The sequence below is a fragment of the Aquirufa esocilacus genome (assembly GCF_042715595.1).
In the GTDB taxonomy this organism is placed as follows: domain Bacteria; phylum Bacteroidota; class Bacteroidia; order Cytophagales; family Spirosomataceae; genus Aquirufa; species Aquirufa esocilacus.
The window spans coordinates 300,006-325,368 of record NZ_JBBKXX010000001.1 but is presented as its reverse complement, the minus strand read 5'-3'; the positions used below and the strand labels follow the sequence as shown (position 1 = coordinate 325,368).

Genomic DNA, 25,363 nt, shown 5'->3' with positions numbered 1-25,363 from the left:
CAATCATTAAACACTAAAAAACCGTTAGGCGGATTATAAAATTGCGTCCAAAGCCTTCTTGCTGATTCGAAGGCTTTCGAAAGCGTCTTTCGGGAAATCGTGTTCTACAAAGAAATGCTCCAGGCCTCCTGATTTAGCTGCATCAAAAATGCGCTTGTAGTTCACTACACCCTCTCCCACTGGGAGAATATTTTTAAATTCTGAGTCGAAGTCTTTAATATGGCATAAAGGGAAACGTCCTGGATGTTGTTTGAACAATTCCACGACATCCACTCCAGCTTTAGAAGCCCAACCCAAATCCAATTCAAATTTCAATAAGTCGGCAGGAACTTGAGAGGCGAATACGTCAAAAGGTTTTTGGCCTTCTACAGCTTTAAATTCTGCATCGTGGTTATGGTAACAGAACGTAAGTCCTGCTTTCTTTGCTAATTCTCCTGCCTTGTTTAAGGTTTCCACTGCCTGAGCAACTTCTTCTTTTGTATCAATCGGAATATTGGCGCACACGAGGTATTTTACACCTGCCTCCGCTGCATTATCCACCGCTTGCTGCGCATCATCGCGCAAATTAATCATCTTAGGGAAACGCGACATATCCATTCCTGGACGAGGTTTCAAGGGCGCTCCCACCACGTGGTGTGAAACCCAATTCAAGCCTAAATCCTTGTTCAAGGCCATAAACTCTTTGCCTTTCATCCCATAAAAACCGGGTAACATCGAGAAAGCTGATTCAATCTCCGTGTAGCCTAGTTCCGCAATCTTCTGCAAATTCCCTTTTACATCTTGGTCAAATTTCCCAAAAAAGGTAAACAACTGAATACCCACCGGACGATTGGTAAACGATTGTGCAGACAAGAAACGAGGTGCTAAAACGCTAGCCGCCAGAAAAGCGCTAGACTGCTGAAGAAATCTTCTTCTCGAGTTCATAGTTGATAAGTTTAGAGGTAATAGAACAAAGTTAATGTATTTTAATGATACAATAAATTATTTTTTCCATTTTTCTCCAAAAATCGTCTTGAATGTCAATTCGCTGGCCTTTACTGGACTATTATTTTTATGCCAAGCAAAGTCGCCTCCATCCTTATGGCAATCCACATAATACACGCGATGACCCCAATTCAGCACTCGGTCACCTGACTGGTGGATAGGTGCGTCCGCCATATTTTTATCAAAGGAACAATTCAAAAGATAAAACTGAGCCTCGCGGTGGTAACGACCTAATTTATATCCGGGATCTCCTAGAAAGCGACAGTTCTTTAAAACGGTCTTCGCCCCTTGTTCGCCAGAGCCGTCATGCCAAATCGCCGCACTCGTATTATGGCACACAAAGGTGCAATTCTCAGCCAAAGCATATCCACGCGGACAATACAAATCCACTCCCCCTTCAATCAAACAGTCATTCAAATAATACATCCCCGCATTCACGTCCCAAGGACTTACCGTGTCACCGCCACCTGATCGGATGGTACATTGTTCGAAAGACAAACGGGTGGCACCAGGCATCGTACGAACTGCAAATTGATGCCCATCTACTCGCACGATCTTCTCCCCCTCTTTCTCCCCTTTCTCCCTTGGTAAGGCATATTTCTGCACTGTCGTGGTCGTCTCCTTTCCTGCCTCGTTCAAACAAGGAATCGATATATCTTTCGTCGCCGTGAATCCATATTCATTCATAATAGTCATATTCCGAAATGACAAATCGTGCCCTTTGATATTCAACACTCCAGCACCATAATCATCTGGATTTGAACAACGCCAAATATCCCGCGCAATCGTCTCCCGCAACACCATGCCATCCCTGCTTTCCCCTACAAAAGACAAATGGTGTTTCAATGAATCGATGAATACCTTTTCTTGGTAATTGCCATTTTTAATGAAAATCTCCTGACCAGGACGAGCCACATCTACTGCGGATTGTATCGTCTTGAAATCTAGCCCCACGACTAGACGTTTGCGCATAAAATGATCCATCCGGTCCACCACCTGCTTAAACCAATGGTTCATTAACACGAAGGTGTGATGGGAATTTTCGAACGTGTGATACTCCGTATGTATCCCAAAATCGGCCATTTTTCGCATAAAATCGTCCCTGCCTGCATGCATCCGCTCATCACTAGAATTCAAAAAAAGTACGGGAGGATCGCCTTTCGTCACATGACTCAAAGCGGAAGCCCCCATCCAGATTGCCTCGCCCTCTACCTTATTATACCCAAAATAATGAGTCGCTGCTGAGATACGCTTGCTATCGTCTCCCTCCCCTGACTCCGGGTGAATAAAGGCCAATATCCCATCGATATCAATGGACCCGGCTAATTTGACTCCTTTGCCGTAGGTATTTTCATCTTGAACGGAACCTAGGAGCGCAGCCATTTGGCCCCCAGCTGAATAACCACCCACGTAGATTTCTCCCACATTCTGGCGTTTCGAAACCCATTGCAAGGCAGCTTGAGCATCCAGCATCGCAGCTGGGTAAAGAGCTTCTGTAGACAAACGATACTCGACTAAAAAGACCCGGCATCCGCGATCTGCTAAGGCTTTTGCTAAAGGAATATGCTGTGAACGATGACCTGTTCGCCAGCCACCTCCATGAAAAAATACAAGAGTGGGTAGCTTGCGAGAAGTTGATACAGCATATTCATCCACGACCAATTTCCTCGATTCTATCACTTTGTACACTGAACTTTGCCCTTTGACCTTTGCACTTTGATAATCCGCTAGACGAATCGTGGGATCCTGTTTCACTACCATTTGCAAGGCAGCATAATTCGTAAAGGACGTATCAGGCTTGCCGGTGATGCCTGATTTGTTTTGGGCTTGAAGACTCAAGGAACCAATAAGCAAGAAAATAAGGAGAAAGCGCATAATTTGTAAAGGCGAAGTTTCGATTATTCTAATCATTCTTCCTAATTTACGATTCTAAATCGATTAACATGAAAAATATACGCGTGCTCGTGGTGGGTTGCGGAAACATGGGAGCCTCTCATGCGAAAGCCTACCAGAATGTAGCCGGATTTGAAATCTGTGGACTCGTTTCCCCTGGAAATAGCAAGGAAGCATTAAATGAAGCTTTAGGTGGGGGCCAAAAGCTGTACAGCGACTATTACACCGCCTTATCAGACTCCAAACCAGATGCAGTTTGCATCTCCACTTACCCAGATACCCACGAAGCCTATGCCATCGCCGCATTAGAAGCTGATTGTCACGTTTTCTTAGAAAAACCAATCGCCGATTCATTAGCTGGCGCTATTCGGGTGGCTGAAGCTGTTGAAAAAAGTGGCAAAAAACTCGTAGTAGGCTACATTTTACGTCACCATCCGTCTTGGATCAAGTTCATCGAAATCGCTAAGACGATGGGCAAACCATTAGTCATGCGGATGAACCTAAATCAACAATCCCACGGCTACATGTGGGATGTGCACCGTAATTTGATGAAATCGCTAAGCCCTATCGTCGATTGTGGTGTCCATTATATCGATGTGATGTGCCAAATGACGCGCTCCAAACCAATGCGTGTTTCGGCCATCGGCGCGCGAATGACAGAAGATATTCCGGCAGGCAATTATAATTACGGTCAATTACAGATTCACTTTGAAGATGGATCCGTGGGTTGGTACGAGGCTGGCTGGGGTCCGATGATCTCGCAGAATGCGTATTTTGTTAAGGATGTTTTTGGGCCAAAAGGTTCCGTTTCCATCGTCGCAAAAAATGCCGGCGGCGAGGGCAAATCAGATGATGTGGAATCACACACGAAAACAGAATCCCTACGGGTACACCACGCAGACATCGATACTAAAAACGAATTCACGAAAGAAGACGAATGGGTTAACCTAACCGATGAACCAGACCACCAAGGTCTTTGCGATCGTGAGCAGGCCTATTTCCTACAGGCCATCAACGATAACATAGATCTAACAGATCACGTGGAGGATGCAGTAAATAGTTTACGCATCGCTTTTGCGTGTGATGAGTCGGTGAGGACTGGGGAGATGGTGAAGCTGTAGTCCGAAGTCAATAGGAAGGGAGTCCGGAGGGAGGTAGTCCGAAGTCCGTAGGAAGACTAGTTTAGACTCATTCCCTCCGGAATCATTCCCATCGGACTATTTAAAGTAAAAAAAAGGTCTCGAATTTCATTTCGAGACCTTTTTTTTACTTTAAATAAGTCGCTAACCAACCCTGAATTTCCGAATAGTGGAACTTCGAGTTATCTGGATTTAAAATCCAGTGATTTTCGCCAGGGAAGACGATTAACTTGCTCGGAATTTGAAGACGTTGGTGAATGCTCCAGTTTTCCAAGGTATTGTTAATAGGGACGCGGTAATCATTTTCGCCTACCGTTAACAACATAGGCGTTTTGAAGTTCGCGGCGAAACGCATCGGATTTTGTTCCTTCCAGGTTTTAGTAGGCACCCAAGGAGCTCCTCCATTCATCAATTCTCTACCCCAAATCACATCCGATGTTCCCCATTGGGCTTCCGAGTTCACTAAACCCGCGTGTGAAATCAAACATTTGTAATGTGACGTGGTCGCTTGCATCCAGTTCGCCAAGTGACCTCCGTAGGATGCGCCACCCGCTGCTTGTTTGGTTCCATCGATATAAGAGAAGCGTTTGATGGCATCGGCCGCTGCTTCTTGGATTTCTTGTCCTGGACCTTTGAATGGGTCATACTGAATATCTTGCGCGAATTTCTCGCCATACCCTACTGATCCAGTATAATCTGTCATCACGATTACGTAGCCCGCTGATCCTAAAATGTAGGGATTCCAACGATATCCAAATACATCTTTGAAAGAACTAGCTGGACCACCGTGCATTAAAACAAAGAGTGGATATTTCTTCGAAGCATCGAAACCAGTCGGCTTTAACACCACTGAACGAATCATTTTACCTCTGGAAGATTTAGTCCAAATAACCTCCGGCTTTTGTAAATCCAACCCTGCTAAAACATCCTCATTCGCTTTAGAAATGGCTTTCAATGAACCATTTGCTGAGACCCAAACCTCTGGCGGAGTCGCAACGTTTTGGTATTGATACGCAAAAATACGCGTATTAGTGGACAAACTTAGACCTGTATAAGATCCCGTTTCAGCTCCTAAAACTGCCTTAACCGAACCATCAGCGACTGAAATCTCAACGATGCGATCCACGCCTTGGTCTTCGATACTAGCAAAAATGGTTGAACCCGCTATTTCCATACTATTGATGGGACGATCGAGGGTGGCGGCTAGCTCTTTTTTGGCAGTCAAAGAAGATGCATCAAATCGGTAAATGCGATTCAGGTAATACAATTTATTTCCGATAGCAGAACCCGATGCAATCAAGTATTTCCCGTCTTCCGTATATTCAGCAGAGGAGTAATCCGTCTCATCATTTACTAAAACCGTTTCTTTACCACCTGAAAGACTAACGGCATAAATATTTGATTTAGCAGATTGATAGGCAGTTGTGTTGTATTCCGTAGTTGCCGTAAACACCACTGACTTACCGTCAGCACTGAAGTTATAAGAACCTAAACGAAAACCTGGAGAATTCACGAGTGATATGCTCGCCATTAAATTCACCGGCTTTGAACCAGACTTTAGGTCCATCGTGAAGATGTGCCCTTGTTTTTCATCTAACCAAGAATCCCAATAACGAACGGGAAATGATTGATAGACACGTGCTTTGGTCTTAATTTTCTTCTTTTCTTCCGCTAATTTCTTACTAGCTGAATCCGTGAAAGCGGTAGGAAAAACACGGCTGGAGAATATAATGCGTGAGCCATCTGAAGAGAATTTAACATCACTTACGCCTGTGGAAAGTGTGGTTAAACGTTGGGCCTCACCCCCCGAAAGCGGTAAAACGTAAAGTTGAGGGGCTTCGTCGCCATCGCGTTTGGCAATGAAATAAATCTTATCTGAAGCAGCAGACCATTGGTAATTGTCTTCGCCTCCTTTTGAATTGGTTAATTTTCTGGGCTCTGTAGAACCATCCGTGGCAGCAATCCAAAGGTCTGACGTTTGTTCGTCCAGATTATAAGAGGTTTCGATGCGGGAATAGATGACATGGCGACCATCTGGTGAAATTTTAGGAGCACCTACTTTCTTCAGCTTGATCATGATCTCATGTGACATGGGCTTTTGGGCGTCCACAGAGAGGCTAAATGCTAAAAAGCAGGATAAGATTAGTAACAATTTCTTCATATAGGTAGTTTAGATTCAGTAAATTAATTAATTTAATGTCACATCAACCTTTTTCAAATGAAAAATAATTACTTACAACTCGTCCTTGCAGGCTCATTGCTATTCAGCGGCAGCCTTTATGCGCAAGAAAAACCGGGAAAATTTATTGACCGCGACAACATGAACCTGAGCGTAAAAGCGGGTGATGACTTCGTGGAATATTCTAATGGACCTTGGGTTAGAAAAAACCCGATCCCAGCCAAAGAAACACGTTGGGGCGCTTTCAATCAATTGCGCGATTTCAACATCAATGCGATTAAAACGATTTTAGACGAAACCAAAGGCACGAAAGCGGCCGCAGGTTCAGTCGAAAGAAGAGTCGCTGATTTTTATGCGGCAGCAATGGACAGTATAGCTATCGAAAAATTAGGCTACACTCCTATTCAAGCGGATTTACAACACATCGCAGGTTTGCAATTCAAGTCACAAGTAGTGACTGAAATCGCGCGTTTACGCTCTTCAGGGATTGCTTCTCCTTTATTTGGTTTCTACATCGGTCAAGACCGCAAGAATGTAGAGAAAATGGTACCGCAATTAGGACAAGGTGGAACATCACTTCCGGATCGCGATTACTACTTAAAGAATGATGCGCGTAGCCTAAAGATTCAAGAGGCATTCAAAAAATACATAGCGACTTTGTTCACTTTAACTGGAACTCCTGAGGCACAAGCGAAAGCGAATGCAGAAACGGTTTTCCAATTAGAGAAAAAATTAGCAGAAGCGCAGATGGCTCGTGTCGAAATGCGTGATCCGTACAAGACTTATAATAAGTTTGCCTTTGCTGATTTCAATCAAAAGACACCTGCCTTTAACTGGGCATTGACTTTCCAAGACTTTGGCACATCTGCACCAGATTCTATTCTAGTAGGTGCCCCTAAATTCTTCGAGGCAGCGAACAAATTATTGATTGAAACGCCCGTAGAAACGTGGAAGACCTATTTAACATGGAATGTATTGCGTAGTAGCGCAGGATATTTAAGCTCTCCATTCGTGAAAGCGAGCTTTGCGTATTCACAAGTATTATCAGGCCAAAAAGTACAAGCCCCAAGATGGCAACGCATGTCAGCGATGACGGACGGAACCTTAGGTGAATTATTAGGTCAATTGTATGTAGCTAAATACTTCAAGCCAGAAGCGAAAGCAAGAATGGTTGAATTAGTGGCTAACCTACGTAAAGCTTTCGCTGTACGCATCAACAGATTAGATTGGATGAGCGCGGAAACGAAAGAAAAGGCTTTGGCCAAATTAAACGCCTTTACGCCTAAAATCGGGTATCCTGACAAATGGAAAAACTACGATGGCTTAGAGATTTCTGCTACGGAATATTATGGAAACTTACGTCGTGCAGGTGCTTGGGGCTTCCAAGAAAACTTAGCGCAATTAGGCAAACCGGTGGACAGAAGCAAATGGGGTATGACGCCACCAACGGTGAACGCTTACTATAGCCCAGTGATGAACGAAATCGTATTCCCAGCAGGTATCTTACAATTTCCATTCTTCGCAGCTGACGCAGATGACGCAATCAACTATGGTGGAATCGGTGCCGTAATCGGTCACGAAATGTCACACGGATTCGATGATTCAGGTAGCCAATACGACAAAGACGGAACTTTACGTAACTGGTGGACAAAAGACGACTTAGCGAAGTTCAAAGCGAGAACAGAACTTTTAGGCAAGCAATTTGATGCGTACACCGTACAAGACACGATCCACGTCAATGGTAAATTAACGATGGGCGAAAACATCGGTGACTTAGGTGGCTTGAATATGGCTTATGAAGCATTCAAAATGACGAAGCAAGGTAAGTCAACGAAGAAAATCGATGGCTTCTCTCCTGACCAACGCTTCTTCTTAGCTTGGGCACAAGTTTGGAGAGGTTCCTCTCTTCCTGAAACAGAGGCGCAACAAGTATTAACAGATCCACACTCACCTGGTCAATACCGCACCATCGGTGCTCCAGTGAATATGGATGCTTGGTACAAGGCTTTTGATGTGAAACCAGGCGATAAGCTGTATAGAAAGCCAGAAGATCGGATTAAGATTTGGTAAAATTAGTCCGGAGGAATTTAGTTCGAAGGAATTTAGTCCGGACTCTTTCCCTCCGGACTTCTTAAACAAAAAGGAGGCAGCTCGTAGGGCTACCTCCTTTTTGTTTAACCTTATTTCCTTTTTTTCGCCTTACTTGACGTATTTTTCTAACCATTGGAATTGCTCCCATAGCAAGTGTAAAACGTTTTCTTTCCCGCGGTAGCTATGTGCTTCATAAGGTAGATAGACAAAACGAGTCGTTCCTCCGTTTCCTTTCAAAGCAGCGTATAAACGCTCCGAGTTAATTGGGAATGTACCCGTGTTATCATCTTGCTCACCGTGCACTAATAAAATCGGTTCTTTGATTTTATCTGCGTAGCTGAATGGGCTCATTTCATAATACAATTGCGGAGCTTGCCAGTAAGTACGGTCTTCGTTTTGGAACCCAAAAGGAGTCAACGTACGATTATATGCCCCACTACGTGCGATACCTGCTTTAAATAAATCGGTATGCGCTAATAAATTCGCTGTCATAAAGGCACCGTAACTGTGACCACCTACTGCCATACGCTTACGATCTCCCACGCCTAATTGAACTAAATGGTCAATCGCCGCCGAAGCATTTAAACGTAATTGATCAACGAAGTTGTCATTCGGCTTTTTAGAAGCATCCGTCGACACAATCGGCATCTCCGCATTGTCTAAAATCGCATAACCCTGAGTCGCATAATAGATAGGCGAAGCCCAACTTAAGGTCGTGAAACGGTCCTTGCTACCGCGAATCTGCGCTGCATCTGCCGCTGAATTAAATTCACGTGGATAAGCCCAAATCAATACTGGCAATGGACCATCTTTTTCTTTATTATAGCCTTTAGGCAGATATAAATCGCCCGTTAAGTCTACGCCATCCGCACGCTTGTATTTGATTTTTTCCTTGGTAATACCCACTAAATTTGGATACGGGTTTTCAAATTGGGTCAAAGCCTTATCCTGCGATGGATTTAACAAGTTTTTGATAAAATAGTTAGTCACCTCTGTTTGGGATTCCTTTCTACTTAATACGATTAGTTTGTCTGCATCAATCACTTCTTCTACTTGCTCAAAGTAGCCCGGTTTAGCGCGCCAAATAATCTCATTCTTTTTCGTGGCTAAATCAAACTTCGAGATAAAAGGAAGATCACCTTGATCAGAAGAACCCACCGGGTTGTTCATCAAAATTTTAGTCCCGTTATCTGTGAATTGAATCACCTCGCGACCTAAGGCATTTTTCGTTAATACCGGACTTCCTGGATTCTTGTAGGCATCCGTTAGATTACGCTCGTACAAAACTTCCATTGATCCATCCGCAGAAGAATAACGGCTTACTTTGGATGTCTGCTTTCCACGTAATACCTCAGTCACTAAAGCCACTTTATTATTTCCCCAAATCACCCCAGCATACCGGGTCTTCGTCTTAAATAATTCTTTGGCCTCCTGTGTAAAGGGAGCAGATAAAGAATAAACGGCATCGTGAAATTCTACCTGCTTTTTAATGAATCCACTATCTAATGGCATGGCATACACTAAGGAAGCTGGCTCATCATCACGCCAATCAAATCCTCGCGGCACATTTTGCACGTTGTCGTTTCCTGCTGGAGCGCTCTCCGCAGATGGTAATTTCGCAATTTCTTTGATCGTTTTTCCGTCCAAATCTAAGACTTTCACCGTCGTAGGGAAACCATAGGCCGGTACGGCATACGAGAAAGGCTTTGCGACTGACCGCGTTAGAATGTAACGACGATCCGGCGATAGTTGGAATGAATTATACAAGGCAGGCTCCCCTATTTTCTTGTTCACGCCATTTTTATAAACCACTAATTGTGCCTCTGCATAATAAGAGAATAAACTCTCATCATAAGGAGATTTAATCAAATCCTGGAACGTCGGTCTTGGTGCCGCTTTTCCTACATTTTGTTGAATGGTCGGTCCTTTAGGCGTAATCGGACGTTTAGGAGCTCCGGCCGCCTCATGCGTGGTCACCTTGTATAGAATAGTTTGATCGTCTACCCAAGTAAAGGCATTCCCCAACACTTGATTTAAAGGAACACTATTGATGCGAGTTGCTTTCTTTGAAGCGATATCAATCACATATAAATCCACACCGTTTACCTCGGTTTGTGCAAACGCAATTTTCGTTTCCGACGGATTCCAAGCAATGGATCCGGCAGCTAGGTTTTTAGGTAAACCGGCGATTTCTATTTTCGCACCAGTACGAATCGTTTGCAAGGTAATGCTGCTGATGGGACTTTGGCGAGACGGAGAAAAATTCAAGGGATTCAAGCGGAGACCCGCAATTTTCATTTCTGGTTGACCTAGTTCCTCTACCGTAGGATAGGAATTACGACCTAATAATAACAAGTATTCTGCCTTGGAATCAATACGAACTAAGGGCGTGGGTTTCGCTAACAATAAGTCCGAAATCGCTTTAGGAGGCAATTGATAGGAATCGTCCTGCGCATACGAGGCAGAAAAGGATAAGACGCTAAGCGCCAAGATTAAGAATGATTTTTTCATAGGATAGATTTAAACAAAAAAAGGTGGCTAATAAATTAGCCACCTTTAAATTACAAAATAAATTATAATGGATTTTGTACGATCGCTGGATTTGCATTAATCTCACGACGAGGAATTAAGAATTCCCAACGCACATCACCTGGAGCTACATCAAATAATAAAGCTACAGAAGCAATGGCGTTTGTACCATTTCTATTCAATGCTGCATTTGTGCGCTTCAAGTCTAAGAAACGGTGTCCTTCACCCCAAAGCTCTACACGACGCTGAACTAAAATTTCATCAATTAAAGCAACACCCGTTTTAGTTGACTTCACATAACTAGCGTCACGTGTTTTTACTAAGTCAAACAATACTTGCGAAGCACCTGCAGCATCGTTTAAACGAGCTTTTGCTTCTGCTTCAATTAAATACATCTCAGCTGCACGCATATATGGAACATCTCCCATAGCTGAAGTAGATGGCGTACCTGGCAATCTGAACTTTTGATTCAAGAATTTAGGACGAACACCTCCTGGAGGCACAATAGAGTTAGCTGTAGTAGGTGTCTCAACCCACATTTTAGCTCTTACATCTGTAGCTGGAATTTGCTTGTACAATAAGCTATTAATAACCTTAGGGTACGTTCTAATTACAGTAGAGTTGTAGTTACAAGAAATGTACGAGTGGTATCCACCGAAATACTCCGTTTGATCTTCTAAGTGATCAAAGCCCCACATCCATTCTGAATTCGCAATATCTTGGAATCCATCTTGGTACATAGTAGCCGTCATCGGAACATATCCCGCACGTGCTTCTGCTGCAAACTTAGCTGCATTAGCCCAATCTTGTTGCACTAAAGCTACTCTAGCTTGTAAACCTTTCACCACACTTAAATTGATGTGTGATTTGTTTAAGCGTGAGGTAGTTAATAAAGCCGCAGCATCCGCTAAATCTTTGTTGATCTGTGCGTATACTTCTTCTACCGTATTACGAGGCTTTCCTTCCGTAGTAGGTTCTAAAACTAAAGGAACACCTAATTGTGCATTAGGCTTAGCTGTTGCATCGTAACGCTTACCGTACAATTGCACTAAGTTGAAATAACCAAAAGCACGTAGGGCTAAAGCTTCTCCTTTCAATGCATTACGATCAGCCGCAGGACCTACCGCCTTGTCTAAATTAGCAATACCAATGTTCGCGTTACCGATGATACGGTAATACATTTCATATGGGAATTGTACCAATGTATTCACATCAGAACGGTGTGCTGTCCAACGCGTCTCTCCTACGTGCCAAGAAGCTGCTGTTGTTCCTAAAACCATATCCTCTCCCATGTGATCAAGAATAATCATCATCGCTGGGTGACCAGAGTGACCTTGAGAACTCAAGTAACGTACGATAAACGAACGGTAAATACCGTTAATAGCAGATGCTGCATTCTTAGTAGTAGCATATGCTGAACCTGCATCAATACTAGCCGTAGGGGTAGTATCTAAATAAGTTTCTTCGCAAGATGAAAGTAATAATGCGAATACGAGCGAAAAGTAACCTAAATATTTCTTTTTCATGATTCTATATTATAAAGAGAATGATAGACCTAAAACTAATGACTTCGCAGGACTGTAAACGTTGCTGGTTGTACCTGCAAAGTTCTGCTGAACGTTCATTCCACTTCTACGAGATAACATTAAGAAGTTTTCACCACTCACATATACCTGTGCATTGTCGATTTTCAAACGATTCATTAACGACTTAGGTAAACGGTAAGATAAAGTTACCGTACGAATGTTCATAAAGCTTCCATCAATTAACCAACGGTCAGATGCCGCATCAAAATCCGCTGTTCTACCAGCATCCATACGTGGAACGTTAGTCACATCACCTGGATTTACCCAACGCTTCAAGATATCCACGTGTTTTGCATTGTGGTAACCTGCACCCATTAAACCAGCATAGGCTCCATCATAAATTTTACCACCAATTTGGTATACCATCAGAGCAGATAAAGAGAATCCTTTGTAACGTAAAGACGTATTAACAGATCCAGTCAAATCAGCGATAGATGAACCATTATACCAATAACGTGCGTTAGCGATGTTATTCGTTAAGGTGTCACCGTTAGCAGTGATACGAGAGTTAGACGCGACATAAGAGATAGCGCGGTACTCAGCCACACCCGTTTCTGGGTTAACTCCTTTGTACTCACGTAACCAATAGTCATATAATGAGCTACCTTCTTTTAATTTCTTCGTACCATCGATGATCTCCTTGCTTTCTGCAGGCATCTTCGTGATCTTGTTCTCTAACTTCGTTGCATTGAAATCAACATTCCAAACAAAATCCTTCGTACGAACTAAATCTCCAGCTAACTGCAATTCGATACCACGGTTGTACATCGAACCAATATTACGTGTCTCTGTTCCGATACCCACTGATAATGGAAGAGGTACAGCAAAAATCAAGTTAGTAGACTGACGATCAAAATATTCAATCGTACCAGAAACACGGTTCTTAAATAAACCAAATTCTAATGCCACGTCAAATGCCGTATTTGTTTCCCACTCTAAAGTCTTACTACCTAAAGAAGATTGTAAAATACCTGGCTCAGTCGCATTATTCCAACCTAAAGCGTACAATGGTTGCCATGCATAGTTACTGATACCACCATCGTTACCTGTTTGACCCCATGAACTTCTTAATTTCAAGTTATCGATAAAAGTCAATTCCTTGATGAAATCCTCTTGATCTAAACGCCAAGCTGCAGATACTGAGTAGAAATTACCCCAACGCTTATCTTGGTAGAACTTAGAAGAACCATCACGACGAGCAGAGAATGAAACGAAATATTTCGAATCAAAATCATAGTTCACACGAGAGAAATAACCTTCTACGCGACGAGTGTCATATTGTGATGTTAAGTTAGTTGTGGTCGTAAAGTTGATCAACTCATAATTACCATCTAAGATTTGCTGAGAACGAGAACCGTCTAAGCTATTACTCACTAAGTTGTAGTTTTCATGACCAATTAAGGCATCTACATTATGCTTACCATATGAGTGATTATACGTTAATAACTGTGATAAGTTATAGTTCGTAATATTCTCAAAGGTGTTAGAAGCACGACCTGCTGGAGCGCCATCACCAATTTCTGGGTTACCAAAAACGATCGAGTTCGCATTGGTGATATCCACACCCACGTTGCTAGTAAACTTAAAATCTTTCAAGAAAGAAATCTCTCCAAAAGCACGACCACCTAATAAGTTTCTACGGAAGAAGTTTTCATTCAATTCCGTTTCTGCTACTACGTGACGACCACCATATTGTGGACGGTTAGATAAACCTAAAGCACTTAAGTTGCCGTAATCATATCTGTTTCTACCATTTTCCAATTTCAAAAATGAACCTGGGCTAGCTGGATCATACGCGTAAACTGGGTAAATAGGTGCCATACCACGTGTAAAGAAGAATGGATTCACGAATGAGGTTCCACCATCAGCCGTAGATTGGTTTGAAGTCGTTACGGTTGTGTTCATGTTAGCACCTACTTTGAACCAATTGTTCATTTGGCTGTTCACATTTAAACGCGCTGTAAAACGATCATAATCAGATTTGATCTGATATCCCTTATCATTTAAATAAGATACAGACAAGAAATAGTCTGACTTACCGTTCGAACCAGAGAAGTTAGCACTTACTTCATCACGAATACCTTGACGCATCACGGCTTTTTCCCAGTTTAAATCATCTGGGTTATAAATCATTTGAGCAGACGCGTTTAATTTACCGTCTGTACCTACTAACTGTGCAAATGGCACATTGTATACATTATATCCTGTTCCTACAATAGCACCTAAACCAGCAGACGCTGTTGCATTTGCTGTTGCGATTGCCACAGGGCTAGTCGCGCGGTAAGCTAAGTTATTACGATTCGACTCCCACATTAATGGATAATAATCCGCAGCACCTACGCGATCATATTCAGGTAAAGCACGCGTGTTAAAACCTTTTGTGTATTTAACATTGATCGAATTTTTTCCTTTCGTACCTTTTTTCGTAGTTACCATCACAACCCCGTTCGCAGCACGCGCACCATATAAAGCAGTAGAAGCCGCATCCTTTAAAACAGTGATTGATTGAATATCATCATTGTTTAAGTTTGCAATACTAGCTGAATAAGGAACTCCGTCTACCACGTATAAAGGTGCATTAGAAGAAGAAATAGATCCAAAACCACGAATACGAACGTCAGGAGAAGAACCTGGCTGACCACCAGTAGACGTTGTAGTCACACCAGCAGAAATACCTTCTAAAGCTTGTCCAATGTTTGTAATAGGTCTTACACCTAACTTTTCTGCACTAACAGAAGCAGATGAACCTGTAAATGAGGCCTTTTTAGCAGTACCAAAAGTCGTGATAACAACTTCCTCTAAAGTAGAAGTAGCAGACGCTAATGACACATTGATAACTGTTCTGTTACCCACCTTTACCTCTTGTGGCGCATAGCCCACAGAACTAACAATTAACACAGCATTAGAAGAAACGCTTAATTTAAAAGCACCATCCACATCTGTGTTAGTCCCTTTACTAGTTCCTTTCACGGCAATGTTAACTCCAGGTAAAGCTGAACCATCATCTCCGGTCACCTTTCCTGTGATTGATCTGTCCTGGGCAAACAATGGAATCATTGCCGTCAGCCACATGAACATACTTAATAGTAATGTTTTTTTCATAATGTCTTTAGTTTAAACAAATGATGATTTAATAATAGTTTGGCAAATTATTGCTTAACAGATTAGTAAACAAGATTTAACAATAAATTGTTTTTATCTACTTCATAAAAAAAATAAAACAAAAAAAAGGGCAACCCTCGCGGGTTGCCCTTTTTACTCCTTTCTAAAAACTAGAATTAGTTTTTATCCCAGAATAACTTCGTAGTTACTACGTCACCACCGATGGCTGCTGCAGCCGCTGTGTATGAAGTACCATTTAAAGTTTGTTCTGTATTAGGATATGTTAAACGTGTAGGGAATCCAGATTTTGCATTTACTGGTGCAGTAATCACTGGATAGTCTAAACGACGTAACTCAGTCCAAGTCTCGTAAGAGCGGTTGTAAAGAGCGATCCACTTTTGTGTACCAATTTTTTGCTTCCAGTTACCTGCTGCCGAAGTATAAGCTACTTCTGGTTGAGCTAAATAAGCCGCTGCATCAGCTGCAGAACCACCCCAATATAGGATAGAAGCAGTGATCGCGTTGTTGTAGTGTGACTCAGCTGTACCAGCTACATTAAATCCTCTTTCCTTTGCTTCAGCGCGTAAGAATTCAGTTTCAACGTAATCTGCTAATACGTAAGGAGCATCCGCTGCAACTACTTTAGCACCAGCACGAGAGAAATCTACGTACGTATTTACTTTTCCTACGATACCACCAGCATAGTTACCAGCGTTGTTAGTAGAGAAGTAAGCCGTTTTACGTGGATCATTCCATCCCGTTAATTTATCCATTAAGTCTTTCGCTGCGATATAATCTTGACGACCACCTAATACGATATCCACGTGTAATGGATTTTGATTAGGAGAAGCAGACAAATAAGTGAATAAACCGTTATCTGTAGATGCTGAGATAGCACCTGCATCAGAAGCTTCAACAGCTGTTTTTGCAGCACTAGCATTTTCATCAGCTACAATCATAGCTAATTTCATACGCAATGTGTTTGCAAATTTCACCCACTTAGTTACTGAACCTTTGTAAACAACATCTTCTCCAGAAGTAAATCCAGCTGCAGATGCATCTAACTTAGCGATATCAGCATTCAAACGAGTGATTAAGTCAGCTGATACTGTTTTAGCATCATCATACTTAGGGAATAACTTTTCTGCATTCAATGCCTCTGTGTAAGGAATATTTCCAAAAGAGTTCACCAAAATACCGAAAGTATATACTTCCATAATATCCAAGATCGCTAATTTGTTCGCTTTCTCTTTAGGAAGTAAAGAAGCATCTGCATTGATTAAACGAGATGATTCACGTAAATCAGCTAATACATCACGGTACATTGCGTTCCACCAAGTGTTAGGAATAGCACGTGTTTGGAAATCGTATTGAGCTTCATCTTGGTATACGGCCATAGCCCATTGGCTGGTCGTAAAACGGAACACGTTTGTGTTCACACTAGCAGTAGCTAAGTTCCCTGCAAGAGACTTAACTGCATTCGAGAACAAAGTAGGTGCAGGAATAGCTGCTGGCTTCTTAGTCTCTACGTTTAAGGATGCAAGATCCTCTGTACAAGCTGATGCAAGAAACAAAAGCGGTACAAATACTAAAAATATTCTTTTCATCTGTATCAAATTAAGGATGATTAAAACAATAATTTCACGTTAAATCCAATCGAACGAGTCGTAGGATACGCACCTGATTGATATCCCTGCACGTTACCAGCAGAAAGATTCTCTTCAGGATCAGAGTGAGGAAGGTTTTTGTGAATGATCCACAAATTACGTCCGTACACTGATAAATCAACTCCTTTTACTCCACCTAATTTAGCTACAAGCGCGCGAGGTAAAGAATAAGTAAGGTTTGCTTCACGTAACTTCACATAACTAGCATCGTAAACGAATGCATGTTGTGGATTGAATGCATAACCATATGTACCGTAGTAGTTATCTACACGAATATCATTAGGCGTACCATCTGCTTTCACACCTGGCATGATCACACCACCACCAGCAGAGATATCTGCACGAGATGGGTTTCCTTTGTCATTCAATAAAGCTGACTCTTCTAATACACCCGTAGCAGCACCATAGTACTGATCTAATGAGAATACAGAACCACCAGACTTCACGTCGATCAAGAAGCTAAATGTAACGTTCTTATAACGGAATGAGTTGTTGATACCACCAATCCAGTTAGGATTAACATTACCGATATTGTTTGTAGTCGTTGTAGTCATGTCATAACGTCCATTAGATTTCACTAATTTCTCGCCATTTACATACTTCCAAGTTCTACCTTTCAAGATACCGTAAGGCTCACCTACTGTTGCGTTCAATGTAACACCACCTTGGAATGAAGCTAATTGTAAGTTTTGGCTTTCATTGTAAAGGCTTAATACTTTGTTACGGTTACGTGTAAAGTTCACGTTAACATTCCAAGCGAAATCTGCTGTCTTGATAGGAGAACCATAAAGACTGAATTCGATACCGCTGTTTTCGATGTTACCTGCATTTACATAAGTCGAGTTATAACCTGTTGATGTCGTAACAGAAGCAGGTAAAATTTGATCTAATGTATTTGTGTGGTAATACGTTGCATCAAAACCTAAACGGTTTTGCAAGAAAGCCATTTCTAAACCAAACTCTTTAGAGATTGTTTGCTCTGGCTTCAAGTTAGGATTGTTTTGAGTTCCTGGAACTGAGAATAAGATCGTAGAACCAAACGGTGCAGGTTGATCATATACATTAGAGATTGATCCCCATGGAGCATCATTACCTACCGTTGCATAGTTAGCACGTAACTTACCAGAAGTTAACCAAGGTAAATCTTGGATATGGTGAGAGAACAACCAAGAAGCTGAACCTGCATAGTATAAGTAGGCGTTATTAGCTACTGGTAACGTAGACGACTTGTCTTGACGAACAGTTCCGTCTAATGTTAAGAAGTCTTTGTATGTTAACGTAGCACCACCGAATAAACCAAACACTTCACGTGGGTTATACGACTCAGATGGAGCAGAAACTGTTCCTTTAGAGTTAGCAATTGAATATAAACCTGGAACGATCAAACCACCATTTGTAATAGCGTAGATAGAACGGTTTAACGACTTACGTAAGTTCAAACCAGCTAATGCTTTTAAGTTTAAATCTTTCGTTAAGTTTTTGTCAAAATTCGTAATTAAATCATAGTTGATTTCTTCGAAGTGACGATCATAACGAGAATACTCAGCGATATCCGTAGAACCTACAGCGATACGCTCCTCTTGGAATTCATCATACGTATCCATTGTGATACGACCCATTACGTTTAAGTAATCAGTTGCTTTGTAGTTCAACATCGCATTTCCGAACATACGAGTACGTGTATCGTTCTCCTTGTTTTGGTAACGAGTCCAATAGTAGTTATCTGTATAGATAGGCTTCAATCCAGCTGCAGTAGATGGATCAGACCAGTTCCAAGTAACGTTCTTGTTGTTACGGAAATAAGCTTCTTTTTGCTCAACGATATCTACGTTAGTTTGATACCACTGACGGAAGTTTTGATTCACGTTCAATCCATCATAACCTGTACCATAACGACCTAAACCTTCTACTACTGAGAAGTTAGCCGCTGCAGAAGCAGTTAATTTAGAAGAAATAGCATAGGTACCTGACAAGTTCATGATGTTTTTAGACACCTTAGAATTAGGTAATGTTCCACGATCTTCGTTACGAGTAAATCCTAATTTGAATGTACCCTTATCAGTTGCACCATCTAATGAGATATTTGTATTGTTAGAAATAGCTGTCTCATAGAATTTATCTGGCGTATTAGCTGCAGCAACCCAAGGCTTAGATTTTAAGTAGTTTGGACCAGCAGGATCAAAAGCATCCCAGTGGTATACTTGTAAGCTAGGATCGAATTTCGTACCATATGAAGCATCTTCAGATGTAGGTACAACTAAATCATCTTGTCCGTCACCGTTCGCATCAAAATAGAAGAAACCATCTTTTTGGTAAGGATCAGAATAACCAGCACCATATTGGTTTTGGTATTTAGGGAAAGTAGAGCGATCAATCGTTCCTACAGATAAACCTGAGTTGATTGTCAAACCTAAACCTTTCTTCGCTTTCTTAGAAGTGATCATGATCACACCGTTAGAAGCACGAGAACCGTAAAGAGCAGTTGCCGCAGCACCTTTCAATACAGTCATTGACTCGATATCATCTGGGTTAATATCCGCAGCTGCATTACCATAGTCATAACCACCACGACCTGTACGTTGGTTAGAAGTGTTAGTCACCGAGTTATCGATTGGCACACCATCCACAACGAATAAAGCTTGGTTGTTACCAGTCAAGGACTTAGAACCACGGATTACTACGTTAGTAGAACCACCGATTGCATTACCTTGTGTGATTTGCACACCTGATACTTTACCAGAAAGTTGTGAGAATGCGTTACCAGAACGAACACGAGTTAATTCCTCGCCCTTTACTTGCTGTGCAGCATAAGGTAAAGAGTTCTTCGTACGCGTAAGACCCAAAGCCGTTACAACAACTTCGTTTAACTCAGAAGCATCTGAAGCTAAAACAACGTTGATTGAACTTTGGTTTCCTACTGAAACCGTTTGAGCTTTGTAGCCCACAAAACTGAAGACGATAGAAGCTCCATCACCTACTGTAATTTTGTAAGTACCATCTGCTGCTGTGGTTGTACCACGAGATGAACCTTTTAGGCTGACACTAACTCCCGGAAGAGCCGCACCATCCTCTGAAGCTGTAACCTTACCGGTTACTTGCCTTGTTTGAGCCATTGATGTGCTGAATACAGCCAACACCAATACCCCAAGGAGTAATAGTTTTTTCATGTTGTTGAGTTTAATTAATGAAAAAATAATAGAATAAGTTTGGCAAATTAGGACTTTTACAATATAAATGCAAACATTTGGCACAAAAAAAGAGGCACCATCTCAGGATAGTGCCTCTTTCAATAAAAATTAAAAATTCTTATTTAGGATTTGTCGTAGGTGCAGAACCTGCGCCAGCTGGATTATTCGCTAACTCATTGTTAGGAACATCCCAATAATCTAAATAACCATATTTAATTGTAGCGTTCGTAGAGACAGATGAACCATCTTTAGAGATAACCACCGCACCAGTGCGACCGCCATCTAATACGCCCCAACGACGAGCATCGTAGAATGATAAACCACGGAAAGCTAAAGCCACACGGCGTTCTTTACGTAATTCCTCTTTTACAACAGCAGCATTTGTAGAAGTGATCGCAGCAATTCCAGCACCTTGGTAGGCACGAACCGCATTAATGCTTGCAGCAGCACCTGCTACATCACCTTTCCATAATTTAGCTTCTGCTTTCATCAACTCATTTTCTTCGTAAGAACCTAACAAGAAGATTTCTGCATTTCCCGCTGTACGGTTAACATAGGTATAAACACCTGCTAAACCATTACCACCGTCTTTGATTGCATAACGCGTATTGAATGCGTTACCACGGTCAGAGTTACCTACCCAAACGGTATAAACTTTGAAGTTTTGAGCTAAACGCTGGTCACCCGCATTGAAATCCTGAATTAAACGCTCAGAGATTTTATACGTTCCACCTGATGCGTTAGAACCTACTGCACGAGCAGCAACAGAGTAGTTAGAAGAACCAAAGATATCTCCATTTGCGTTCGTGTTACCAGCAAATACTGGATCAGAAGCACCTACACCTGCATTAGTCAACGTAAGAATAGCATCCCACTGAGCTGCAGTCATGGTAGCAGTTGAAGTGTTAACTAAGATATTACGCGCCTTCATGGTGTTCAAGTTTTTGATCCACTGACCAGCAGTAGGAACCGCACCTTTCTCCGTTTGGAAGAAATCCGGAATTAAAGCCGTAACGATCTCCTCAAAATCTCCTGATGCACCTGATGCATTTACAGCTGTTGCTGCTTTATCAAAATTAGCATTTGATTCAGCAATCATCGCTTCTTTCGTTACATACGTATTGTTTGTAACCGATGGAGTGTTCACAATTAAACCCGCGTAGTATAATGAACCAAGACGAGCATACGCTAAACCTTTCCAAGTGTAAGCCCATGCCTTGATTGCATTTTTCTTTGCTGTTGCATCACCTGTAAATGTAGTCTTATCCACTGCATCTAAAATAGTGTTACACGCATTATTTAATTGGTACATCATCGCCCACTCATGCCAACCTGGGTTACCACCTTGTTGTGAGTTCGTGTTCACTGCACGCAATAAATTCTTTTGCAATGCAGGGCTATTTGGATTAGCTACTTGCGTTCCATTATCTAATGTAACCATGTCTGGAGAAGACAAGTTATTCATGTACGTGTTCGCTGCTTCAGCTGAAACAACATCACCCATTAATTCATGAATACCTACTACACCATTGTAGAAAGCTCCTACAACACCATCATAATACTTATTACCTGCAGAAGTAAATCCGTTTTTGTAAACAGATCCTTGTGCTAAAGCAACGATACCAGCCTCAGACGAAGCCGTCGCAGGAGTAGGCTGATTTGGATTTTGGATATCCAATTGATCCTTGCACGACATAACCGATCCAGCTAAAAGCAGAAAGGAAAGCGCGGTTATTTTTATGTTTTTCATTTTTTTCAAATTTAAATGATACCTTTTTCTCAATTCTGAATTAGAAACCAATGTTCAACTGTACTTGGTATGAACGTAAGTTTGGCATCGTATTGTGATCTGTTCCACGATCCCAAGCAGAGTTAACTCCACCTGAAGAGATCTCAGGATCTAAACCAGTATAGTTAGTTAACGTATACAAGTTACGTCCTGAAGCTACTAATTGTAACTTACGGAATGATTTCAATCCGAATGCTTTCACTAAATCAACACCTACAGAAAGGTTACGTAAACGAGCGAATGAAGCATCTTCGTAGAAGTAGTTCTTCGTACCGTTACGAGAAACCTCTGCATATACCCCACGGTAGAATGCAGACCAAGCACCTGTTTCACCATTGATCGTGATTGGTTGTTGGTAATCAGAGTGGATACCATCACGGTACATCCATTCTTTCGTTTGGTTGTATACGTGTGCACCTTGGATCAAATCAACTTGTAAGTTGAATGAAACGATACCTTTCCAAGTTAAATCTGTAATGAATGATGCATTGAATGCTGGATTAGGATCACCGAAGCTATATTGTCCTGAAGAGAAATAAGGAGCTTTAGTTGATTTCTTAACTACCCAACCATTGCTAGCTACTTCGTATTGAGAACGAGATGCCTCAGGAATAGCTACCGTACCATCTGGCAATACAGCATCTAGGCTATGGATACCCATGAAACCGTATAGTTGGCCAATTTTCTCGCCAGCACGTAAAACGTAACCAGTAGAACCAGCACCTGAAAGAACAACTACCTCAGCACCACCACGAACCGCTGTGATTTCTGAAGTTTGCTTTCCAAAGTTCGTCGTGAAATTCCAAGTCCAATCTGCATCTCTGTAGATCTGAGCGTTTAAGCTAGCTTGTATACCATTTGATCCTAAAGAGAACGCGTTATCTTTTACCGTACCGATACCTGTAGAAGGCGCAGCATCTACTTCAAAGATCGCATTGTCTGTCGAACGCTTCCAGTAAGAAGCTGATAAATTCACATTGTTTAACCAAGCAGAATTTTTACCTAAGTTCAAACCGATATCTGTACCAATTTCTAATTCTTTAGAAATCTCTACGTTCAAGTTTGGATTAGATTGAGTTAATGGGAAGAAGAATGCATTTCCACCACCAATAACACCTGTATTCAACGTGATATAACGGTCAAAAGCTCTTGGCTGAATACCCGCCTCACCATAAGCTGCACGTAATTTGAAATCTTCAACAGTCGTGCTGATCGCAGAGTTCTTGAAAATTCCTAATTCAGATACACGTAAGTACGCATCTCCACGAGGGAACGTTTGCGGAGTAGACGCAGCACCGAAAGCTGACGAGAAGTCCGTACGGAAACCACCTGAGATACCACCAATTGTACCATAGTCAAAACGTTGTGTTGCTAAATAACCATACGTAATAAATGGCTCTTTGTAATCACGGTATACTTTTGTTTCAGCTGCTTGTGAAGTATTCACTGGCGTGTAGTTCGGCATACCGATACCGTAAGAAACATAAGACGTATTCAAACGATTTCTGTAGTCAAATGCCACTTGCGTAGTTGTACGTAATGGAATGTTGATGTTGAAATCTTTTTGGAAATCTGTTTTGAAAATCGCAGAACCCAAGAAGTTTTGCAATGAACTAGCATTTTCATAACGGTTCAACTCACCTGTTGCATCATTACCGTTAAAGTTATAATACCAGTATTGTTGATCCATGATGTTTTTGTTACCTGTTTGATTCAAGTACGTGTAAATCGTCTTGTCTGTTTGGTAGTTAACACCATATTTCGCGTCTAAAGACACAAACTTGTTGATCTCGTAGTTTAAGTTCAAGCTTTGAACGATATCGATACGATCTGAATTTGTCTTCGTGTAATAGTTAACCGCGTTCGGGTTGTAACCATTCACACCTACTGCATCTCCCATATAACCTGGGTAGTTTCCGTCAGCATCTTTCCAATCATAATCCACGAATGGACGAGAGTTGAATACAGAATAGATGATTGAACGACCAGTTCCATCGTTAATCGTGTTCTTTGTATACACTAATTGTGTAATAGAACGCAATTTCAAACCTTTAGCTAATTCGAAACCCAAGTTAGCTGTCATGTTCGTACGGTTTAAACCACCTACGTTTTTGAATGGACCCGCATTATCAGAGTTTGATAAAGAGAAGTTGAAATCACTTTTCTCAGAACCACCTGAAATAGATAATGAATTGTTATAGTTCGTTGTAGGAGTAAAGAACATACCGAAGTGATCATAATACTTCAAGTTCTTATCGTAAGGCTTGTTGATCTGAACCGTAGGGTCAGTCGAAGCAAAGATTACGTTTTCTCCATATGAACCATAGATAGGATCTAATGCCAAAGGTTGGCCAGAACCACCAATTACTTCATTATTAGCATTGGTTTTGAAACCGTGCTTGTCTGCTTTACGCAAACCACCTACGTTTAATGGTGTAGAGTTGATAACAGATGAAGCGAAATCAATATTCACTTTACCTGCTTTACCTTTTTTCGAGAATAATTGAATTACCCCGTTCGCACCTTGTGCACCGTAGATAGTAGCAGCTGCAGCACCTTGGATAACCTCCACTTTCTCGATGATATTTAAATCGATTGAGTTAAGGTCAGTTGAACCTACCTCAACTCCATCTAATAAAATCATTGGAGAAGTACCCCGGTTAATCGTGTTAATACCACGTAAAACGATACTAACTGGTTGACCTGGCATACCATTTCCAGAAGAGATCTGAGCACCTGCAATTTTACCTACTAAAGCTTGATCTACTGAAGCAGTAGGAACTGAAGGCAAATTTTTAGCTGTGATCGCTTGTACATCGATAGCGGTCGAACGCTTATCGATCGCAGAACCTGTACCCGTTACAACAACCTCTGATAATTGACGCGTATCTGTCGCCAATTTAACATCGATTACCGATTGGTTACCAACTGCAATTGTTTTTGGGTTTAATCCTACAAAAGAGAAAACTAATGTAGCTGAACTTGGAACAGATAATGAATAATTACCATTCACATCTGACTGAGTTCCTTTGCCTGTACCTTTAATAGCTACAGTAACACCTGGAAGACCTGAACCGTCCTCGGCCGAGGTCACCTTTCCTGAAACTTTTCTATCCTGAGCAAAAAGACTCGCTACAGATAGCATTGTAACCAGAAAAGTCATGAGTAAATTTTTTTTCATGAACATTTAAGTTAGGGTTGAAAAAAGTTGTTGAT

General features: G+C 41.6%; 12 protein-coding genes. 2 read left to right on the top strand and 10 right to left on the bottom strand.

Features of this window, described 5'->3' with window-relative positions; translation table 11 throughout:
- Positions 1 to 33 precede the first annotated feature (33 nt).
- The gene (locus SKC37_RS01350) at positions 34 to 924 is read right to left on the bottom strand and encodes a sugar phosphate isomerase/epimerase family protein (RefSeq protein ID WP_269006591.1); all 891 of its coding nucleotides are present in this window, start codon (positions 922 to 924) and stop codon (positions 34 to 36) included.
- Between the two features lie 57 nt (positions 925 to 981).
- Complete coding sequence (locus SKC37_RS01345; protein WP_377979743.1) at positions 982 to 2,895, bottom strand: alpha/beta hydrolase fold domain-containing protein; 1,914 nt, start codon at positions 2,893 to 2,895, stop codon at positions 982 to 984.
- 32 nt (positions 2,896 to 2,927) lie between these two features.
- Between SKC37_RS01345 and SKC37_RS01340 the strand changes: the two genes are divergently transcribed.
- Positions 2,928 to 3,998 carry a Gfo/Idh/MocA family protein gene (locus tag SKC37_RS01340; protein ID WP_377979742.1) on the top strand — a complete coding sequence of 357 codons (1,071 nt, stop codon included), beginning with the start codon at positions 2,928 to 2,930 and terminating at the stop codon, positions 3,996 to 3,998.
- A 145-nt stretch (positions 3,999 to 4,143) separates the two neighbouring features.
- Here SKC37_RS01340 and SKC37_RS01335 read toward each other — a convergent pair whose 3' ends face one another.
- A complete protein-coding gene (locus SKC37_RS01335; RefSeq protein WP_377979741.1) occupies positions 4,144 to 6,177 on the bottom strand; it encodes a S9 family peptidase in 2,034 nt (677 codons plus the stop codon).
- A 57-nt stretch (positions 6,178 to 6,234) separates the two neighbouring features.
- On the opposite strand from SKC37_RS01335, the gene SKC37_RS01330 reads away from it, so the two are divergent.
- Positions 6,235 to 8,265 (top strand): M13 family metallopeptidase, encoded by a 2,031-nt coding sequence (locus tag SKC37_RS01330; protein WP_377979740.1) that lies wholly within the window; start codon positions 6,235 to 6,237, stop codon positions 8,263 to 8,265.
- A 129-nt stretch (positions 8,266 to 8,394) separates the two neighbouring features.
- Here SKC37_RS01330 and SKC37_RS01325 read toward each other — a convergent pair whose 3' ends face one another.
- The 7 genes from SKC37_RS01325 to SKC37_RS01295 all read right to left on the bottom strand — a co-directional run bounded on the left by SKC37_RS01325 (position 8,395) and on the right by SKC37_RS01295 (position 25,328).
- A complete protein-coding gene (locus SKC37_RS01325; protein ID WP_377979739.1) occupies positions 8,395 to 10,797 on the bottom strand; it encodes an alpha/beta hydrolase family protein in 2,403 nt (800 codons plus the stop codon).
- A gap of 62 nt (positions 10,798 to 10,859) precedes the next feature.
- Positions 10,860 to 12,341 carry a RagB/SusD family nutrient uptake outer membrane protein gene (locus SKC37_RS01320; RefSeq protein ID WP_377979738.1) on the bottom strand — a complete coding sequence of 494 codons (1,482 nt, stop codon included), beginning with the start codon at positions 12,339 to 12,341 and terminating at the stop codon, positions 10,860 to 10,862.
- Between the two features lie 9 nt (positions 12,342 to 12,350).
- On the bottom strand, positions 12,351 to 15,503 hold the full coding sequence (locus SKC37_RS01315) for a SusC/RagA family TonB-linked outer membrane protein (protein WP_377979737.1): 3,153 nt from the start codon (positions 15,501 to 15,503) through the stop codon (positions 12,351 to 12,353).
- Between the two features lie 176 nt (positions 15,504 to 15,679).
- A complete protein-coding gene (locus SKC37_RS01310; protein WP_377979736.1) occupies positions 15,680 to 17,110 on the bottom strand; it encodes a SusD/RagB family nutrient-binding outer membrane lipoprotein in 1,431 nt (476 codons plus the stop codon).
- A gap of 20 nt (positions 17,111 to 17,130) precedes the next feature.
- The gene (locus SKC37_RS01305) at positions 17,131 to 20,337 is read right to left on the bottom strand and encodes a SusC/RagA family TonB-linked outer membrane protein (RefSeq protein WP_377979735.1); all 3,207 of its coding nucleotides are present in this window, start codon (positions 20,335 to 20,337) and stop codon (positions 17,131 to 17,133) included.
- A 139-nt stretch (positions 20,338 to 20,476) separates the two neighbouring features.
- A complete protein-coding gene (locus tag SKC37_RS01300; RefSeq protein WP_377979734.1) occupies positions 20,477 to 22,108 on the bottom strand; it encodes a RagB/SusD family nutrient uptake outer membrane protein in 1,632 nt (543 codons plus the stop codon).
- Between the two features lie 40 nt (positions 22,109 to 22,148).
- Entirely contained in the window at positions 22,149 to 25,328 is a 3,180-nt protein-coding gene (locus tag SKC37_RS01295) for a SusC/RagA family TonB-linked outer membrane protein (RefSeq protein WP_377979733.1), read from the bottom strand.
- Positions 25,329 to 25,363 lie beyond the last annotated feature (35 nt).

What these genes read in the sequence shown, in the direction of transcription:
- SKC37_RS01350 (WP_269006591.1), bottom strand. Translation starts at nt 924, where the DNA reads ATGAACTCGAGAAGAAGATTTCTTCAGCAGTCTAGCGCTTTTCTGGCG.
- SKC37_RS01345 (WP_377979743.1), bottom strand. Translation starts at nt 2,895, where the DNA reads ATGATTAGAATAATCGAAACTTCGCCTTTACAAATTATGCGCTTTCTC.
- SKC37_RS01340 (WP_377979742.1), top strand. Translation starts at nt 2,928, where the DNA reads ATGAAAAATATACGCGTGCTCGTGGTGGGTTGCGGAAACATGGGAGCC.
- SKC37_RS01335 (WP_377979741.1), bottom strand. Translation starts at nt 6,177, where the DNA reads ATGAAGAAATTGTTACTAATCTTATCCTGCTTTTTAGCATTTAGCCTC.
- SKC37_RS01330 (WP_377979740.1), top strand. Translation starts at nt 6,235, where the DNA reads ATGAAAAATAATTACTTACAACTCGTCCTTGCAGGCTCATTGCTATTC.
- SKC37_RS01325 (WP_377979739.1), bottom strand. Translation starts at nt 10,797, where the DNA reads ATGAAAAAATCATTCTTAATCTTGGCGCTTAGCGTCTTATCCTTTTCT.
- SKC37_RS01320 (WP_377979738.1), bottom strand. Translation starts at nt 12,341, where the DNA reads ATGAAAAAGAAATATTTAGGTTACTTTTCGCTCGTATTCGCATTATTA.
- SKC37_RS01315 (WP_377979737.1), bottom strand. Translation starts at nt 15,503, where the DNA reads ATGAAAAAAACATTACTATTAAGTATGTTCATGTGGCTGACGGCAATG.
- SKC37_RS01310 (WP_377979736.1), bottom strand. Translation starts at nt 17,110, where the DNA reads ATGAAAAGAATATTTTTAGTATTTGTACCGCTTTTGTTTCTTGCATCA.
- SKC37_RS01305 (WP_377979735.1), bottom strand. Translation starts at nt 20,337, where the DNA reads ATGAAAAAACTATTACTCCTTGGGGTATTGGTGTTGGCTGTATTCAGC.
- SKC37_RS01300 (WP_377979734.1), bottom strand. Translation starts at nt 22,108, where the DNA reads ATGAAAAACATAAAAATAACCGCGCTTTCCTTTCTGCTTTTAGCTGGA.
- SKC37_RS01295 (WP_377979733.1), bottom strand. Translation starts at nt 25,328, where the DNA reads ATGAAAAAAAATTTACTCATGACTTTTCTGGTTACAATGCTATCTGTA.